This is a genomic window from Agathobaculum sp., from assembly GCF_034098985.1.
Lineage (GTDB): Bacteria > Bacillota > Clostridia > Oscillospirales > Butyricicoccaceae > Agathobaculum.
Genome location: NZ_JAXEOA010000022.1, coordinates 73,814 through 90,189 on the forward strand (window position 1 = coordinate 73,814; position 16,376 = coordinate 90,189).

Genomic DNA, 16,376 nt, shown 5'->3' on the forward strand with positions numbered 1-16,376 from the left:
CTTCTTAGGTGCCTTTTCGCAGGCGAAGCGTGTGAAAGCGGTCAATCAGGCGGTCAGTCAACCAAGCGGCGGTAATGCCGCAAAGGATGCCCAAAAGTAAACCTGCCAATACGTCGGTCGGATAATGGACGCAGGCATAGAGTCGGGAAAACGCAATCAGCGCAGCCGGGATATAGGCCGCAAATCCCGCAAGCCGCCAATGGAAGCATAGTGCTGTGGCGGCCGCGAATGCAGACAGCGTATGCGCCGACGGGAACGACCATTGATCGCCTGGATCCAGCAGCGCGGTAAGATCCGGGTGGGTAACGAACGGCCTTGGCCGCATCACCCAGTTTTTGATCAGTACGTTGCCGACTAGGAGACCAAGGACAAGCGCCGCCAACATGGCGATACCCGCACGGCGCGTCTTGTGGAAGAGCAGCAGAACCACAGCGAGCGCGATCCATAAGAGGCCGTAGTTGCCGAGATAGGAAAAAAACTTCCAAACAGTATCGGATACGCCGCCGCGCATCGTCTGGGAGATGTGAAGCAGCAAATCATAATCAAACGTGTGAATGATGTCGAGCACAACGTCCATGGGTTGTCAGCATCCTTTCGAGGTCAATTTTTGGCTTCCTGCAAATCATCGAACCGGTCTACCATCAGTGCGATCGCCTGATCACCGGTGACGTTTGTCGCAGTGCCGAAGCTGTCCTGCGAGAAATGCAGCGCAATGATGAGCTGCTGCATCGGATTGGTGAATCCAAGCATGCTGGAGATCAGGCCAAGCGCCGCCATAACGCCGCCGCCGGGGACACCGGGTGCTGCGACCATGGTCACGCCGAGCATCATGATATACGGCGCAAACATAGCAAGCGTCGGTGTGAGGCCGTTCGCAAGCATGATGCCCATTGCGCCGAGAACAAGGCAGATCGTATCGCCATTCAGATTGATAGTCGCGCAGAGCGGGATACAAAAATCCGCGACATCCTCTTTAACCTTATTGTTATACGCGCAGCCGAGCGCAACTGGGATGGTAGAGGCGGAAGATTGCGTTCCCAACGCGGTAAAATAGGCAGGAGCGATATTTTTCATGCTTTTAAAGTGGTTTTTCCGGCAGACAATGCTGGCCAGTCCAAACTGCGATACGATATAAACGAATTGCAGGATCAGGATTACCACATAAAGAGAAGCAAACATTTTAACAGTGGCAAACAGACGGCCTTCCGCAGCAATATTGCAGAACAGGCCTGCGATGTGCACGGGGATCAAAGGAATAATAATGCGCGACAGGACAGCGGTGACGATCTTTTGCAGATCGCGGCACACGCCCAGAAGCGACTGCCCTTTGATGTTGGCCATGCCTATGCCAAGAGTGAATGCCAGTACCAGCGCAGTCATAACGCCGAAAACCGGAGCCATCTCAATGGTAAAAAACGGTTCGAACGCGTTGGACTCGAGCACGTTGCCTATAATCGGCTGGATCAGATGCGGGAGCGCGGCTTTTCCAATAAAAAATGTCAAGAATCCGGAAACAACCGTGGTTCCATAGGCCAGCAGCAATGTGATACCGAAAAGCCGGTTGGCCTTTTTCCCAAGTTCCGCCAAGCCGACAGTGATGAACGACACAATAATAAGCGGGATCATGAAAGACAGGAAGCTGGAAAACAGGGAGGTAAAGGTTGCAAAAAGGCGGACGACCGCGACAAAGCCCGCCGAATCCCCAATGCCGAACCAGCCGCCGCACAGGCCGATCAGCGTGCCGGCCACGATGCCGGTGATCAATCTTGCCAACAATCCGAAATGTTTCACGTATTCTTTCTCTCCTTATTATACAATCTTTATTATGATAGCAGAAAAACCGTCTTTTTTCAAGGCGCGCGTCAAAACCGTGCAAAAACAGAAAAAGGGACTTGACAACCGGCGCGACGGAGGATAATATATAGTACATAAATTGAAAAATGTGATGAACGGGTAAAGTAGTCGCTGGATGTCCGCAGAGAGCTGCCGGTTGGTGTAAGGCAGCGGCTGAAAACGGTGAACCTCGCCCGGGAGCTGTCCGCTGAAAGGCTCGGCCCGCTAGGTCGGAACGGATGCCCACCGTTATAGGGGAGGCGTATTGTTAGATACGCGCTGAGTGGCCGCATGTTTGCGGCAACAAGAGTGGTACCGCGGAGCTTTCGCTTCGTCTCTTACTTTCGGAGTAAGGGACGGAGCTTTTTTTGTCCCTGTCTCCTTCAAACACATTCACCATGAGAAAGTGAGGACAAAACCATGGAAAGAACCATCAAAATTTTTGACACCACACTGCGCGACGGTGAGCAGTCGCCCGGATGCAGCATGAACCTGAATGAAAAAATTGAGGTCGCAAAGGTGCTGGAAGCGCTGAAAGTCGATATTATCGAGGCGGGCTTCGCCATTGCATCGCCCGGCGACGCTGCTGCCATCGCCGCGATCGCTGACACCGTTCATGATTCGACTATCTGCTCGCTGGCTCGGTGCGTGGAAAAGGATATCGATGCAGCATGGAATGCAATTAAAATGGCCAATTCCGCCCGGATTCATGTATTTCTTGCCACCTCGCCGCTGCATATGGAATATAAGCTAAAAATGAAACCGGAAGAGGTGCTCGAGTCGATCGCGTACAATGTTGCCTATGCAAAAAAGTATTGCGGTGATATTGAATTTTCAGCAGAGGATTCGACCCGCTCCGATTTGGACTTCCTCTGCCGCGCATTTGAGGTCGCCATCAAGGCGGGAGCGACGACGCTGAACATTCCCGATACGGTCGGCTATATGGTTCCTGAGGAATACGCGGCGCGCGTCAAATACCTTCGCGAACACACTGCGGGTATTGAAAATGTCACGCTGTCCTGCCATATGCACAACGACCTCGGCATGGCGGTTGCCAACTCGCTCGCAGGCGTCGCGGCTGGCATCGACCAGATCGAATGCACGCTCAATGGCATTGGGGAGCGCGCGGGCAACGCATCGATGGAGGAATGCGTTATGGCGCTCAAAACGCGCAAGGATCAGTTTGGTATCGGATGCAATATCGACACGACGCAGATCTACCGTGCAAGCCGCATGATCCAGACCATCACCGGCGTTCCGGTCGCGCCGACCAAGCCGATCGTCGGCGCAAATGCGTTTGCGCACGAATCGGGTATCCATCAGCACGGCGTGATGGCCAACAAGGAGACCTATGAGATCATGACGCCAGAATCAGTCGGCATTCCGAAGAACGCGATCGTTCTGGGCAAGCATTCCGGCCGTCACGCATTTGAAGACCGCCTGCGCGAATTGGGCTATACGCTCGATAAGGCCAAGCTGGACACGGTCTTTGATAAGTTCAAGGCACTGGCCGACAAGAAAAAGGTCATCAAGGACCGCGACCTGGAAGCGTTGGTCGGCGCTGTTCCGGTTTCCGGTGAGGAGCGCTATTCGCTCGACCGGTTTGTCATCAATTCGGGCAATTCGATCACTTCGACCGCCGTTATCAGCATGAAAAAAGGTGACGAAGTGTTTGAGCGCGTCGCCGCTTCAGACGGCCCGATCAACGCCGCTTACCGTGCGATCAACAAGATCGTTGGTAAGGACGTCGTACTTGAGGATTACTCACTGAAATCCATGACGGACGGCGAGGACGCGCAGGCCGAAGCCATCGCGAAGATCTCGGTAGACGGCGGTGACACCGTCACCGGCCGCGGTGTATCGACCGACGTGATCGAGGCGTCTATTAAGGCTTATATCAATGGTATCAATAAATATTTTATCGATTGACAGGGGGATATGCCAACCATGGGCATGACAATGACGCAGAAGATCCTCGCCAAACATGCGGGGCTGGATCGCGTGGCTGCCGGACAGCTGATCGAGGCCAATGTCGATTTGACACTGGCAAACGATATTACCGGCCCGGTCGCAATCCGGGAAATGGAAAAGGCGGGTTTTGATCGGGTATTCGACAACACGAAGATTGCGCTCGTGATGGATCATTTCGCGCCGAACAAGGACATCAAATCGGCGGAACAGTGCTTGGAATGCCGCGAATTCTCGAAGAAATACGACATTGTGAACTTTTTTGACGTGGGCGAAATGGGCATTGAGCATGCGCTTCTGCCAGAAAAGGGGCTGACAGCGCCCGGCGAACTAATCATTGGCGCGGACAGCCACACTTGTACCTACGGCGCGCTCGGCGCGTTTTCGACCGGCGTCGGCTCGACTGACCTTGCGGCCGGCATGGCGACCGGCAAGGCGTGGTTCAAGGTGCCTACTGCTATCAAGTTTGAACTGAAAGGCAAACTCCGGCCCTATGTTTCGGGCAAAGATGTGATTTTACATATCATTGGAAAGATCGGCGTGGACGGCGCGCTGTATCAGTCGATGGAGTTTGCGGGCGAGGGCGTTTCCTCCTTGTCGATGGATGACCGCTTCACGATCTGCAACATGGCGATCGAAGCAGGCGCCAAAAACGGCATTTTCCCGGTGGACGAAAAGACGATGGCCTATATTAAAGGTCGCGTCGGACGTCCTGTGACGGTGTTTGAAGCCGATGCGGACGCGGCGTATGAACGCACGGTCGAGATCGACCTTTCCGCTTTGCAGCCGACGGTTGCGTGTCCGCATCTGCCGGAAAACACCAAAACGGTCGGCGAGCTCGGCAAAATCGAGATCCAGCAGTCGGTCATCGGCTCCTGCACCAACGGCCGCATCGACGACATGCGCACGGCAGCTGAAATTTTGAAAGGCCGCCGCGTAAACCCGAATGTGCGCACCATCATCATTCCTGCGACGCAGGAGGTCTATCTCCAGTGCATTGAGGAGGGGCTGGCAAAGATCTTTATCCAGGCGGGAGCCATCGTCTCGACGCCGACCTGCGGCCCGTGCCTCGGCGGGCATATGGGCATTCTGGCGCACGGCGAGCGTTCGGTCTCGACGACCAATCGCAACTTCGTCGGCCGCATGGGACATATTACCTCGGAAATTTATTTGGCCAGCCCGGCGGTGGCGGCTGCGTCGGCAGTGGCAGGCTACATTTGCGCGCCCGGCGAGCTAAAGTAAGGAGAGGGACTGAACGATATGAATGCAAAAGGTAAAGCTTTTAAATATGGAGATAATGTCGATACCGACGTTATCATTCCCGCACGCTATCTGAATATTGCCGATGTAAAGGAACTTTCCACCCACGCGATGGAAGATATCGATACCGGGTTTGTCAAAAAGGTACAGCAGGGCGATGTCGTCGTCGCGACGCGAAACTTTGGCTGCGGCTCTTCTCGTGAGCACGCGCCGCTGGTGCTCAAGGAAAACGGTGTAAGCTGCGTGATCGCGAGCTCGTTTGCCCGCATTTTCTACCGCAATGCGATCAATATCGGCCTGCCGATTTTGGAATGTGAAGCCGCGGCAAACGGTATCGAAGCTGGAGATACGGTGTCGATCGATTTTGATACGGGCGCCATTGTAAACGAGACCAAAAACGAGACCTATCAGGCGGCCGCTTTCCCTCCTTTTATCCAAAGCATCATCAAGGCGGGTGGGCTTCTGAAATCGCTGAAAGAAAGAGGGGAGTAAGCGATGCAGTATCAAATTGCAGTTGTCAAAGGCGATGGCATCGGCCCTGAAATTGTAGATGAAGCGATGAAAACGCTGGAGGTGGTTGGGGAAAAGTTTGGGCACCAGTTCCACTTTGCCGAGGTGCTCGCGGGCGGTTGCTCGATCGATGCGCACGGGATTCCGCTGACAGAACAGGCGGTCGAAACCTGCAAAGCGGCAGATTCGGTGCTGCTTGGCGCGGTCGGCGGCCCTAAGTGGGACGACGTACCCTCGGAAAAGCGTCCGGAAAAGGCGCTTTTGGGGTTGCGAAGCGCGCTCGGCCTGTTCGTCAACCTGCGTCCGGCGCAGATGCACAAGGCGCTTAGCGCCGCATGCCCGATCAAGCCGGAGATCATTGGCGGTGGGTTCGACATCCTCGTTTGCCGAGAGCTAACCGGGGACGTGTATTTCGGCAGGCATTATCGCCGCGAAAGTGAAAACGGCTGGGGTACCGTTGGCGCAGACGATATGAACTATTCGGTTTATGAGGTGGAGCGTATCGGCCGGCGTGCATTTGAAATGGCGATGAAGCGGAATAAAAAGGTCTGCTCGGTAGATAAGGCAAACGTGCTGGAAACCAGCCGCGTCTGGCGCGAGACCATGCACCGTATCAAGGGCGATTATCCGGAAGTTGAATATTCTGATATGTACGTGGATAACTGCGCGATGCAGCTTGTGCGTAATCCGGGACAGTTTGACGTAATCGTTACCGGCAATCTCTTTGGCGATATTCTGTCCGATGAAGCCTCAATGATTACCGGTTCGATCGGGATGCTGCCGTCGGCGTCGATGAACGAAAGCGGGAAGGGCATGTATGAACCTATCCACGGTTCTGCCCCCGATATCGCGGGCAGGGGCATTGCCAATCCGATCGCGACGATCCTTTCGTGCGCGATGATGCTGCGATATTCGTTCGGCCTGCAAAGCGAGGCCGAAGCGATTGAAAACGCGGTCGAGTCAGTGCTGGACATTGGATACCGCACGGCGGATATTGCTGCAGAGGGCGAAGCCGCGATCTCCACCTCGGAGATGGGGCAGCGTATTCGGGACGCGCTGTAAATTGCGAAACTATTTTAATGCTTTGGGGGACTGCAAGTATTGCAGTCCCTTTTTGCGTCTTTTCCTTCCGTTTGCGCATAGATTGAAACGGGAGGTGTGGAGACTTGGCGGAAATAACGCAATATATTAAGCCTGACTATACTATCTTGGTCGCTGTGTTGTACTGCCTGGGATGTGGGCTAAAGGCGCTAAAAAAGTTCCCGAATCAGTGGATCCCGCTGACGCTGACCATCTGCGGTATGGGGCTTGCATGCCTGTCGGCGTTGGCGCGCATTTCACAGTATGCAAACCTGGCCGCTGCCTTGTACGACGGCGTGGTACAAGGCGTACTATGCACCGGTATGTCGGTTTATTTGAACGAATTTGTTAAGCATTGCGGACCGGGAGGCTGCGGTCGGAGAAAATAGTTTTTCTTGTGATTTGGGGGCATTTGGTATATAATAAAAAGAGTTTTGGATTTAAGAAAACAGGGAGTTGCCGGAATGAGAACCGCTTCAATTTTAGATGTCCATTTTCACGCAGTCACGTTGCCGGAGGCAGTCGATACCGCGATGGCGCGAATTCGGGCGCATCAACAGGGATATGTGGTGACGCCTAACCCGGAAATCGTGGAGCTCTGCCGCAAGGACGACGAGTTGCGCGGCATCGTCAATCATGCCGCGCTCGTACTGCCTGATGGCATTGGAATCTATTACGGTGCAAAAATTTTAGGAGAGCCGCTCGAGGGGCGAGTGCCTGGGATTGAATTTGGTGAAGCTTTGATAGCGGCAATGGCAAAAGAAAACATGCGTTTATATTTGCTGGGCGCCAAACCAGGATTTGCCGAAAAGGCGGGTAAAAATCTCTGTAATAAATACCCGGGACTGGTACTTGCAGGTTGCCATGACGGCTATTTTTCTGACGCACAGGAGGTTGTCGACGCGATTAACAGCGTCGGCGGCGCAGATGTGGTATTTGTCTGCTTGGGCGCGCCCAAGCAGGAAAAGTTTATTGCTGCACACATGGAAGAGATCCATGGGACGCTGTTTTGCGGCCTTGGCGGTTCGTTGGACGTTTTCGCCGGAGAGGCCAAGCGTGCGCCCAAAATATTTATCAAGCTGGGGCTGGAATGGTTTTACCGCCTGCTTTGCCAGCCAAGCCGTATCGGCCGCATGATGAAGCTTCCCAAGTTTTTGTTTCTGGTCATCGGTCAGCGGATGTCCCGCGGAAAGGGGAAAAAGAAATTATGAAAGTGAAATTGCTCGCGCATACGCCCGAGCCGGAAAAGCTGATCGCGGCTGCGGCGAAAAACTGCTACTCCGCTTCTGACGTGGACAGCGTGCTGGAAGGCTTAACACCCGAAAAAACGCAGAGCTTCCTTGGCATGCTGACCGAGATCGGCCATGAAAGCCCGATCGAGCACGTATCGTTCACCTTTGCGGCCGAGGGCGTTTCTCGCTCGCTGCTCGCGCAGATCACGCGTCACCGGATGGCGTCGTATTCCGTGCAATCGCAGCGATATGTGCGCGAGAAGGGCTTTGAATATGTAATTCCGCCTGAGATTGATAAAATCCCTGCTGCGCGGGAACAATTTATTAAAGCTATGGAAGATGATCAGCGTACCTATGAAGCGCTGACACAAGCTCTGATGGAGGGCTATCTGGAAGACCTGCTTAGGCAGGGCGTTTCGGAAAAGCAGGCGAGGAGTCAGGCGGAAAAGCATGCGATTGAGGATGCGCGCTATGTGCTGCCGAACGCCTGCACGACGCGGATTATCATGACGGCAAACGCCCGTTCGCTCAAAAACTTCTTCAGGCTCCGCTGCTGCAACCGCGCACAGTGGGAGATCCGCGCTCTGGCGGAACAAATGTATCGGCTGGTCTACGCGGTCGCGCCTACGCTGTTTGCAAACTGCGGTCCTTCTTGTGTGGATGGTGTTTGCGGCGAAGGCAAAATGTCGTGTGGGCAAGCAAAAGAGGTCCGCACACACTATAAGCGGTTGCGGGAACAGGCACTTCAATAAAGAAAAGAGATTTTCATGCAACTACCATTTCGTCAAATCACCATGGAGGACAAGCAGGCGGTAGAAGCTTGTGCGTCCCATTATAATTATCATTTATGCGAACATTGCTTCACTGATATGTTCATGTGGCGTGGGCATTATGGCACGGAGATATGTTTCCTGAATGGATTCCTCTTGGTCAAGATGCATTCTATGGAGGATAAAACGCCGCGCTATCTGGCGCCGATTGGCGAGGGCGACCTTGGCGCCGCGCTGGACGCGTTGGAGTCGGACGCGCGGGAACGCGGCGTTCCATTTGTCATGGTTTCGGTGGCGGAAGAAATGATTGGACGTATCCAAGCCGTACGTCCCGGACGGTATGATTTTGTCCATCCGAACGAGGATGGGGACGATTATATCTATCTGGCTGAAAAGCTGCGCACGCTTTCCGGTAAAAAGCTGCAGTCCAAGCGCAATCTGGTCAATCGCTTCCGCGCGGCGTATGACGGACGCTGGAGCTATGAGGATATCTCCCCGGAATCGACGCGCGAAGCCTATGCATACCATTTGCGCTGGTGTCAACAGAACGGCTGTCTGCACAACGCAGCATTTGAAGGGGAAACCTGCGCGATTGTACTGGCGCTGGAAAACTTTGCGGCGCTCGGCCTACGCGGCGGCATGCTACGGCTCGACGGCAAGGTGGTCGCGTTCACGCTGGGCTGTCCCGCAACGCCCGATATGTATGTGGTGCAAATTGAAAAAGCCGATCATACGATCGCGGGCGCGTATCAAATGATTAACCAACAGTTTGTTTTACGGAACTGTGACGGGGTAGAATACGTCAATCGGGAAGAAGACCTTGGACTGGAAGGCCTGAGAAAGGCCAAGCTCTCCTACTATCCGGCAATGCGTGGCATCAAATACGCTGCTGTGCCGAAGGGGATGAAACTGTGATTAGGTTTGCAATGCCCTACGAGCGCGCAGCGGTGCGGCGGCTATGGGAGGCCTGCTTTGCGGACGAAGGCGGCTTTAACGATTACTTTTTTGACGCATGGTTTCAGCCTGAACGCACACTGGTGTTTGAGGAGGGCGGCGCGCTATATGCTATGCTACAAATGCTGCCATACCGGATGCACTGTGGCCGCCAATCGCGCAGCGTCACCTATATCTATGGTGCGTGCACCGCGCCGGAACACCGGCGCAAAGGATTGATGGCGCAGCTGCTTGAGCACTCTTTCGCGCTTGATCAGGAAGCCGGCAGCGTGGCGTCGATCCTTATCCCGCAGGAGGATTGGCTGTTTGGCTTTTACCAATCGTTTGGTTACCAGACCGTTTTTTTCGTGGACAGGCACGAGGCAAAACGCTGTTCCGAAGGCGTTACGCCGCGGCATCTAAGCTGTGCGGACATCCCGCAAATGGACAGGCTGTTCCGCAAAACGGCAGGCGACACATTTGTTGAGCGAGAAGAAGATTATTGGCGCAGGCAGATAGCGCTGTTTGATACACTGGGCAAGGGCGTATATGGCTGGTACGAGGGGGGCGCGCTTGCTGCCTATGCGTTTTGCTGGGAAAACGAAGCGCAGGAAACCGTCGGCTTAACTGAGCCTTATGCACAGGGACTGATGCGGACGCTGGGGATTGAAGCGCTATCTTGGTCATCGCCCGGTGGAACGGTGCCGCTCGGCTGTGCCAAATGGCATGACGAGAAATATGCGGTTTCTGCCGCATATATGAATCTGATGCTCAACTGAAAGGTGTGAAATAGATGGTATGTGTATTGTTGGCTGAGGGCTTTGAAGAAGTGGAGGCGCTGACGCCAGCCGATCTGCTGCGCCGCGCGGGCGTGGAAGTCCAGCTGGTTGGCGTGACCGGTAATCCGGTGCGCGGCGCGCATGGCATTGCGATCTGTACGGATTGTACGATTGATGAAGCCAATGTTGCGAATGCGGATATGATCGTACTGCCGGGCGGGATGCCTGGAACCAAACACCTATACGCCGACGCACGCGTGACCGCTGCGGTCCAAGCGCAGTACGAGCGCGGAAAATATGTCGCGGCGATTTGCGCCGCGCCGTCTGTTGTGCTCGGCGGAATGGGACTTTTGCACGCCAAAAAAGCTACCTGCTATCCTGGAATGGAGCAGGGAATGACCGGGGCGATACCGGTCGCGCAAAACTGCGTTGTTGACGGTAATATCATCACAGGCCGCGGTGTGGGCGGTGCACTGGATTTTTCATGTGCACTGGTTGCAGCGCTTTGCGGAGAGGATAAGGCACGCGAGGTGGCCGAGGCGGTCGTACACCATGTTGGAAAATAAAGAATTTCTTCGGCAAAAATTTCGCCGGGAGCGGCGGCAAACATCGTGCGCAGAAAAACGGGAGATTGATGAAGCCGTTGTTCAGCGGGTCTTAAACAGCCCGGAATATCAGCGGTCAAACACGGTTTTTCTCTATGTTGCAACGGCGGAAGAGATTGACACGCGCGCGATTTTACAGCACGCACTGCAAAATGGGAAGTGCGTATGCGTACCTCGGTGCGGCGCACATCAACAGATGACTGCGCACCGCATTAATTCGCTTGATGAATTGCGGGAAACCGGCTCTTTTGGTATTTTAGAGCCTGCAAAAGAAACGCCGCTCGTGCGGCCTGACGAGATCGATTTTATCGTCACGCCTGCGCTGGCTTGCGATCAAACCGGTGTCAGGCTCGGCTATGGCGGCGGCTATTACGATCGTTATCTTGCACAGACCACGGCTCATGCCGCTGTGCTGTGTGCGGAAAAAAGGCTGATCGATGCGTTGCCTTGTGATAATTACGATCAGCGGTGTGACCTCATTTTTACCGAAAGGCGGGTATTGCGCATTTATGAGAAATAAGACCGCGCTGTTTTCCGGCCTCTCGCTGTTCTTCTGTTTTTGCCTACTGACGGGAACAGGTGTGATGGTCACTCGCTTTGGCGGGGGCACGCCTGCGCTGGCGGCAGCGGAAGCGGCTTCGTTTCTTCTGCCGGCGTTTCTGCTTGCGCGTGCACTTCGCGGAAACCGGACCCCGTTTACCTTGCGGCTCAAGCCGAAAAAACTACCTAAGGGCGCGCTGGGGCTTACAATACGCATGGGGATTACGGTCGCTGTGCTGTCATTGTTTTTAAACCTGCTCATTTATCAAATTGCCGGTATGACCGGCGCCGATCTTTCTACGACGGCATTGGACGCGCCACAGACCGGGCTGACAGCGCTCGGACGGATTTTGGTGATTGTTGCGCTGTCGGCAGTCGTCGAAGAGGTGTTTTTGCGCGGCGCGCTGTTTGCAGCAAATGAGCAGATGGCAGGAACGGGGGCGTGCCTGCTGGCAAGCGGTCTTGCGTTCGCTATGCTACATGGAAGCCTGATGAATTTTGCAGGCCCTATGATCGCTGGTGCAGCCTATGCTTATTTGACCTACTGCTTCGGCAGTATCTGGCCAGCCGTGCTTGCACACGCGGTCAATAATATTTATTACTTATTCGTCGTTTGGATTACCGAAACTTATGCTGCATTCGGTATCTGGAACTATTTCGCGGCCATAAACGCGCTGGTTCTGTTGCTCTTCTTGTATCTGACATTGCGCTCGGCCGAAATCCTGCTGGTCAAGGGATCGATACCGCGTTTCGAAAAGGGCGGCGGATGGCGTGACTTGTTTTGTCTGGTGCGCAATCCGGGTGTCATTGCCTTTGTGCTGGCATTTACAGCAAGAGCCGTATTGCATTGGATTTAACGAGATCAATAAGAGGTGAGACTATGGAAAACAATGTAAATCAACAACCACAGCAGACGCCGCATCGCCGTAGAAGCCGCCGCCGGAAAAACGGCGGATGTGCGGGCACGGTGGTTTATGTAATTGCAGTGCTCGGTATTTCGATCGTTCTGTCACTGGTCGCTATTTTTCTGGCGAACGATGTGTTCGCCTTTGTCGCGGACGACGCGCCGGTCGAGATCGTCGTGCCTGAAAACACCGATATCGCATCGCTGTCCAAACAGCTTGACGATGCGGGCGTGCTGCACTATGGTTCGGTATTTAAACTGTATATTAGCTTGTCTGGCAAGAACGACAGCGTGCTGGCCGGCACCTATAAACTGAACCCCAATATGGACTATGCGCAGATCGCGCGGGCATTAGTCAATTCCGAAACGACGGAAACGGTCAAGGTGACCATTCCAGAGGGCTATACGGTCGCCCAGATCAAGGAACTGCTGCTAAATGAGCACGTATGTACGGAAAAAGCGGCAGACGAAGCACTGAACGAATATTCTTTCAAACATGAGTACTTGAAAGATGAACTTCCCGCGAAAGAGGGCTGGCTTGAGGGCTATTTGTTCCCGGACACCTACGAGGTGTACGCCAATAACAATGCGGTCGATGCAATCAATAAAATGCTCAATAACTTTGATGAAAAGTATGATGATGAGATCAAATCGGGCGCCGAGCAACTCGGCCGTTCCATGCATGAGATTGTGACAATCGCATCGCTCATCGAGCGTGAGGCGCAGCATGATGATGAATATGCAAAAATTGCGGGCGTTATTTACAACCGTCTGAGCAATGCGGGACAGTTCCCGTTTTTGCAGGTAGACGCATCTGTTCTGTATGGGCTTGGTCGGACGAGCGGCGAATTGTCGCAGGCAGACCTGGATAAGGACACGCCGTACAATCTATATACCCAGCAGGGTCTGCCGCCCGGACCGATTTGCAACCCAGGCTATAAGTCGCTTTACGCGGCATCCCATCCAGAGGAGCATAATTATTTCTATTACGTCGCAATGCCGGATGGCTCGCACCTCTTTGCAAACTCGAACGACGAGCATGAGATGAACAAAGTGACGGCGGCAAATGCCTTTGCATCTGCAAAGGCGGCGGGTGACAATGGCGATGGGGAATAACCGTCCTGAACTGCTTGCGCCCGCGGGAGATTTGGAAAAACTTCGTTTTGCAGCAGCATACGGTGCGGACGCGGTTTATCTGGCGGGAGAGCAGTTTGGTATGCGTGCCGCGGCATCGAACTTCAGCGAAGCCGAGCTGCGTGAGGGAATCGCTTATGCGCACATGCGGAACGTTCGGTGCTATGTGACGGTCAACGTCATGCCGTCTAACCGGGAGCTGGCCGCGCTGCCGGGATATCTGGAACTGCTTCAGGACGTAGGGGCAGATGCGCTGATCGTCGCTGACGTCGGTGTGCTCCGTCTGGCGCGGAAGTTTGCGCCGCGCGTACCGCTGCATATCAGCACACAGACAAGTATCCTCAATTACGAAGCCGCAAACTTTTGGGCTGATCTGGGTGCGGAGCGCATTGTGCTGGCACGCGAGCTGAGTCTGGAGGAGATTGCGGAGATTCGCGCCAAAACGCCCTCCGCGCTGGAGATCGAAGCATTCGTGCATGGCGCCATGTGCATTTCCTACTCGGGTCGCTGCCTGATCTCCCAGTATTTGACTGGGCGCGACGCCAACCGAGGCGCGTGTGCGCAGCCCTGCCGCTGGAAATACACGCTGATGGAAGAAAAACGTCCGGGGGAGCATTTCCCGGTGCTGGAGGACGATGGCGGGACTTATCTGTATAACTCAAAGGATTTGTGCATGATCGAGCATATTCCGGAGCTTGTACGCGCGGGTATCACATCATTCAAAATCGAGGGGCGAAATAAAACGGCGTATTATGCGGCTGGGATTACCGGAGCCTATCGCCGCGCAATCGACGCGTATTTATCGGAGCCTGACGGGTTTGTGCTGCCCGCCGATATCCGGGAGGAAATCGGAAAGGTCAGCCATCGGAACTACTATACCGGTTTTTACTTTGGTACAGAGGAAATCGGCCAGCATTATGAAGACAGCCAGTATATCCGGGATTGGGAGGTCGTTGGCATGCCAGTCGGTACGAGAGACGACGGTGCCGCGATGTTTTCGTTAAAAAACCGCTTTTATCAGGGGGAGGAACTCGAGCTGATGCAGCCGGGGTGTGCGCCTTATGTATTTGCCGCGGAACATGCGGTCAATGAGGAAGGCGAAGAACTGGGACTTTTTAACCGCCCGGAGATGCGATTTGCTCTGCAATTTCCATTTGAAGTGCATCCTTATGGTATTTTGCGCAAAAGAAAAGAGCGGAAGTGACCGCTCTATGGGAAAAGCGGCGAGAAAAATCTCGCCGCTTTTTTTAGTGCTCTGCCCAGTCCAAGCTTCGGCCGACTGCTTTCTCCCAACCGCGCCGAAGCGCCGCGCGGGTGTGCTCGTCCATTTGCGGCTGATAAAGTGTGTCGCACCGCCATAGCCGGGTCAGCTCGTCCCGTCCGCTCCAGACGCCGGCCGCCAGTCCGGCCAGATAGCACGCGCCGAGCGCGGTGGTCTCGCGGATGACCGGACGGCGTAGCGTGCAGCCCGACAAATCGGCTTGAAACTGCATTAAAAAGCTGTCACGGCTCGCGCCTCCGTCTGCGAATAGCTGGGTTAGCTTTTTGCCTGTGTCGCGCGCCATTGCATCCAGTAGATCGTTGACCTGATAGGCGATCGACTCCTGCGCGGCGCGGGTGATATGCTCGCGTTTAGTGCCGCGCGTCAGGCCGATCAAACAGCCGCGGGCATACATATCCCAGTGCGGAGCGCCCAGACCGGTGAATGCCGGCACCAGATACACGCCGCCCGTGTCCGGCACTTTTTGGGCATAATATTCGGCATCCCGGCTTTCTGAGAAAAACCGCAGCTCATCACGCAGCCATTGGATAACAGCGCCGCCGACAAATACACTGCCCTCGAGCGCATATTGCGTCTCTCCGTCAAGCTGAATGGCAATGGTTGTCAGCAGACCGTTTTGACTCTGATATGGGATCGTTCCGGTATTCATCAACAGGAAGCAGCCGGTGCCATAGGTGTTTTTCGCATCGCCAGCTGAAAAGCAGGTCTGCCCGAACAGGGCGGCCTGCTGGTCGCCCGCGATGCCTGCGATAGGGATGCGTCCGCCCGGCAGGTCGACATAACCGTAGATTTCACTCGAAGAACGTACTTCGGGTAGCATTGCGCGGGGAATGTCGAGCGCGGAGAGCAGTGTGTCATCCCAGTCCAGCTTGTGGATATCAAAAAGCATGGTGCGCGCGGCGTTGGTCGCATCGGTTACATGCGTCTTGCCACCTGTCAGCTTCCAGACTAGCCAGCAATCGACTGTGCCAAATAGAATATCGCCGCGCGCGGCTTTTTCGCGCGCACCCTCCGTGTGATCAAGAATCCACTTGATTTTAGTGGCAGAGAAGTAGGCATCCGGAACAAGACCAGTCGTTTTGCGGATGTGCGAATCCAACCCGTCCGCTACCAGCTGATCGACAAGCTCGGCTGAACGACGGCACTGCCAGACAATCGCGTTATAAATCGGCCGCCCGGTTTGGCGGTCCCAAAGGATCGTGGTCTCACGCTGGTTGGTGATGCCGATGCCCGCGACCTCGCCGGGCGATATCCCGCTGACCGCCAGCACCTCAAGCATGGCGGCGTATTGGGTCGACCAAATCTCCATCGGATCCTGCTCGACCCAGCCCTCATGCGGATAATGCTGCTGCAATTCGTGCTGGCGGATCGCAAGGATATTCTGTTCTCTGTCAAACAGGATGGCGCGCGAACTGGTGGTGCCTTGGTCGAGCGCAAGCAAATAGGTTCCCATAGCCTGTCCCTCTCTTTCTGTATTAAACCTATCATAGCCTGCGTGGCAAGCCCTTGTCAACGGTGCATAAAACCCGAGTTTTTAATTGCATAA

At 54.6% G+C, this 16,376-nt stretch carries 17 protein-coding genes and 1 other annotated feature; of the genes, 14 read left to right on the forward strand and 3 right to left on the reverse strand.

The window, feature by feature from the left end; translation table 11 throughout:
• Positions 1 to 4 precede the first annotated feature (4 nt).
• Both SO058_RS07675 and SO058_RS07680 read right to left on the reverse strand, forming a co-directional pair.
• Complete coding sequence (locus SO058_RS07675) at positions 5 to 577, reverse strand: phosphatase PAP2 family protein (protein ID WP_320842402.1); 573 nt, start codon at positions 575 to 577, stop codon at positions 5 to 7.
• 23 nt (positions 578 to 600) lie between these two features.
• The gene (locus SO058_RS07680) at positions 601 to 1,791 is read right to left on the reverse strand and encodes a dicarboxylate/amino acid:cation symporter (protein WP_320842403.1); all 1,191 of its coding nucleotides are present in this window, start codon (positions 1,789 to 1,791) and stop codon (positions 601 to 603) included.
• A 145-nt stretch (positions 1,792 to 1,936) separates the two neighbouring features.
• Positions 1,937 to 2,175: a binding site (T-box leader), on the forward strand.
• Positions 2,176 to 2,253: 78 nt separating this feature from the next.
• Here SO058_RS07680 and SO058_RS07685 point away from each other — a divergent pair.
• From SO058_RS07685 to SO058_RS07750, 14 genes are all read left to right on the forward strand, one after another.
• Complete coding sequence (locus tag SO058_RS07685; RefSeq protein WP_320842404.1) at positions 2,254 to 3,762, forward strand: 2-isopropylmalate synthase; 1,509 nt, start codon at positions 2,254 to 2,256, stop codon at positions 3,760 to 3,762.
• 18 nt (positions 3,763 to 3,780) lie between these two features.
• Positions 3,781 to 5,043, forward strand: a complete 1,263-nt coding sequence (gene leuC / locus SO058_RS07690) for a 3-isopropylmalate dehydratase large subunit (protein ID WP_320842405.1) — start codon at positions 3,781 to 3,783, stop codon at positions 5,041 to 5,043.
• An 18-nt stretch (positions 5,044 to 5,061) separates the two neighbouring features.
• Positions 5,062 to 5,553, forward strand: a complete 492-nt coding sequence (locus SO058_RS07695) for a 3-isopropylmalate dehydratase small subunit (RefSeq protein ID WP_320842406.1) — start codon at positions 5,062 to 5,064, stop codon at positions 5,551 to 5,553.
• Positions 5,554 to 5,556: 3 nt separating this feature from the next.
• Positions 5,557 to 6,633, forward strand: a complete 1,077-nt coding sequence (gene leuB, locus SO058_RS07700; RefSeq protein WP_320842407.1) for a 3-isopropylmalate dehydrogenase — start codon at positions 5,557 to 5,559, stop codon at positions 6,631 to 6,633.
• Positions 6,634 to 6,737: 104 nt separating this feature from the next.
• Positions 6,738 to 7,040 carry a phage holin family protein gene (locus SO058_RS07705; RefSeq protein WP_320842408.1) on the forward strand — a complete coding sequence of 101 codons (303 nt, stop codon included), beginning with the start codon at positions 6,738 to 6,740 and terminating at the stop codon, positions 7,038 to 7,040.
• 75 nt (positions 7,041 to 7,115) lie between these two features.
• On the forward strand, positions 7,116 to 7,862 hold the full coding sequence (locus SO058_RS07710) for a WecB/TagA/CpsF family glycosyltransferase (protein WP_320842409.1): 747 nt from the start codon (positions 7,116 to 7,118) through the stop codon (positions 7,860 to 7,862).
• The gene (gene thyX / locus SO058_RS07715) at positions 7,856 to 8,635 is read left to right on the forward strand and encodes an FAD-dependent thymidylate synthase (RefSeq protein ID WP_320842440.1); all 780 of its coding nucleotides are present in this window, start codon (positions 7,856 to 7,858) and stop codon (positions 8,633 to 8,635) included. The genes SO058_RS07710 and thyX overlap by 7 nt, the downstream gene beginning before the upstream one ends.
• A gap of 15 nt (positions 8,636 to 8,650) precedes the next feature.
• Positions 8,651 to 9,568 (forward strand): DUF2156 domain-containing protein, encoded by a 918-nt coding sequence (locus tag SO058_RS07720; RefSeq protein WP_320842410.1) that lies wholly within the window; start codon positions 8,651 to 8,653, stop codon positions 9,566 to 9,568.
• A complete protein-coding gene (locus tag SO058_RS07725) occupies positions 9,565 to 10,365 on the forward strand; it encodes a GNAT family N-acetyltransferase (protein WP_320842411.1) in 801 nt (266 codons plus the stop codon). Before SO058_RS07720 ends, SO058_RS07725 begins: the two co-directional genes overlap by 4 nt.
• 14 nt (positions 10,366 to 10,379) lie before the next feature.
• A complete protein-coding gene (locus tag SO058_RS07730) occupies positions 10,380 to 10,931 on the forward strand; it encodes a DJ-1 family glyoxalase III (protein ID WP_320842412.1) in 552 nt (183 codons plus the stop codon).
• A complete protein-coding gene (locus tag SO058_RS07735) occupies positions 10,918 to 11,490 on the forward strand; it encodes a 5-formyltetrahydrofolate cyclo-ligase (RefSeq protein ID WP_320842413.1) in 573 nt (190 codons plus the stop codon). Before SO058_RS07730 ends, SO058_RS07735 begins: the two co-directional genes overlap by 14 nt.
• Positions 11,480 to 12,367 (forward strand): CPBP family intramembrane glutamic endopeptidase, encoded by an 888-nt coding sequence (locus tag SO058_RS07740; RefSeq protein ID WP_320842414.1) that lies wholly within the window; start codon positions 11,480 to 11,482, stop codon positions 12,365 to 12,367. The genes SO058_RS07735 and SO058_RS07740 overlap by 11 nt, the downstream gene beginning before the upstream one ends.
• Before the next feature lie 23 nt (positions 12,368 to 12,390).
• Positions 12,391 to 13,530: an endolytic transglycosylase MltG gene (mltG, locus tag SO058_RS07745; RefSeq protein WP_320842415.1), complete on the forward strand. Its 1,140-nt coding sequence runs from the start codon at positions 12,391 to 12,393 to the stop codon at positions 13,528 to 13,530.
• On the forward strand, positions 13,514 to 14,752 hold the full coding sequence (locus SO058_RS07750) for a peptidase U32 family protein (RefSeq protein WP_320842416.1): 1,239 nt from the start codon (positions 13,514 to 13,516) through the stop codon (positions 14,750 to 14,752). The genes mltG and SO058_RS07750 overlap by 17 nt, the downstream gene beginning before the upstream one ends.
• Positions 14,753 to 14,795: 43 nt before the next feature.
• Here the strand turns inward: SO058_RS07750 and glpK are convergent, their stop codons facing one another.
• A complete protein-coding gene (gene glpK, locus SO058_RS07755) occupies positions 14,796 to 16,283 on the reverse strand; it encodes a glycerol kinase GlpK (protein ID WP_320842417.1) in 1,488 nt (495 codons plus the stop codon).
• Between the last annotated feature and the right edge of the window lie 93 nt (positions 16,284 to 16,376).

Bases quoted from the DNA above. Each gene is read 5' to 3' on its own strand.
- SO058_RS07675 (WP_320842402.1), bottom strand. From the start codon at position 577: ATGGACGTTGTGCTCGACATCATTCACACGTTTGATTATGATTTGCTG.
- SO058_RS07685 (WP_320842404.1), top strand. From the start codon at position 2,254: ATGGAAAGAACCATCAAAATTTTTGACACCACACTGCGCGACGGTGAG.
- leuC (WP_320842405.1), top strand. From the start codon at position 3,781: ATGGGCATGACAATGACGCAGAAGATCCTCGCCAAACATGCGGGGCTG.
- SO058_RS07695 (WP_320842406.1), top strand. From the start codon at position 5,062: ATGAATGCAAAAGGTAAAGCTTTTAAATATGGAGATAATGTCGATACC.
- leuB (WP_320842407.1), top strand. From the start codon at position 5,557: ATGCAGTATCAAATTGCAGTTGTCAAAGGCGATGGCATCGGCCCTGAA.
- SO058_RS07710 (WP_320842409.1), top strand. From the start codon at position 7,116: ATGAGAACCGCTTCAATTTTAGATGTCCATTTTCACGCAGTCACGTTG.
- SO058_RS07720 (WP_320842410.1), top strand. From the start codon at position 8,651: ATGCAACTACCATTTCGTCAAATCACCATGGAGGACAAGCAGGCGGTA.
- SO058_RS07730 (WP_320842412.1), top strand. From the start codon at position 10,380: ATGGTATGTGTATTGTTGGCTGAGGGCTTTGAAGAAGTGGAGGCGCTG.
- SO058_RS07735 (WP_320842413.1), top strand. From the start codon at position 10,918: ATGTTGGAAAATAAAGAATTTCTTCGGCAAAAATTTCGCCGGGAGCGG.
- SO058_RS07740 (WP_320842414.1), top strand. From the start codon at position 11,480: ATGAGAAATAAGACCGCGCTGTTTTCCGGCCTCTCGCTGTTCTTCTGT.
- mltG (WP_320842415.1), top strand. From the start codon at position 12,391: ATGGAAAACAATGTAAATCAACAACCACAGCAGACGCCGCATCGCCGT.
- SO058_RS07750 (WP_320842416.1), top strand. From the start codon at position 13,514: ATGGCGATGGGGAATAACCGTCCTGAACTGCTTGCGCCCGCGGGAGAT.
- glpK (WP_320842417.1), bottom strand. From the start codon at position 16,283: ATGGGAACCTATTTGCTTGCGCTCGACCAAGGCACCACCAGTTCGCGC.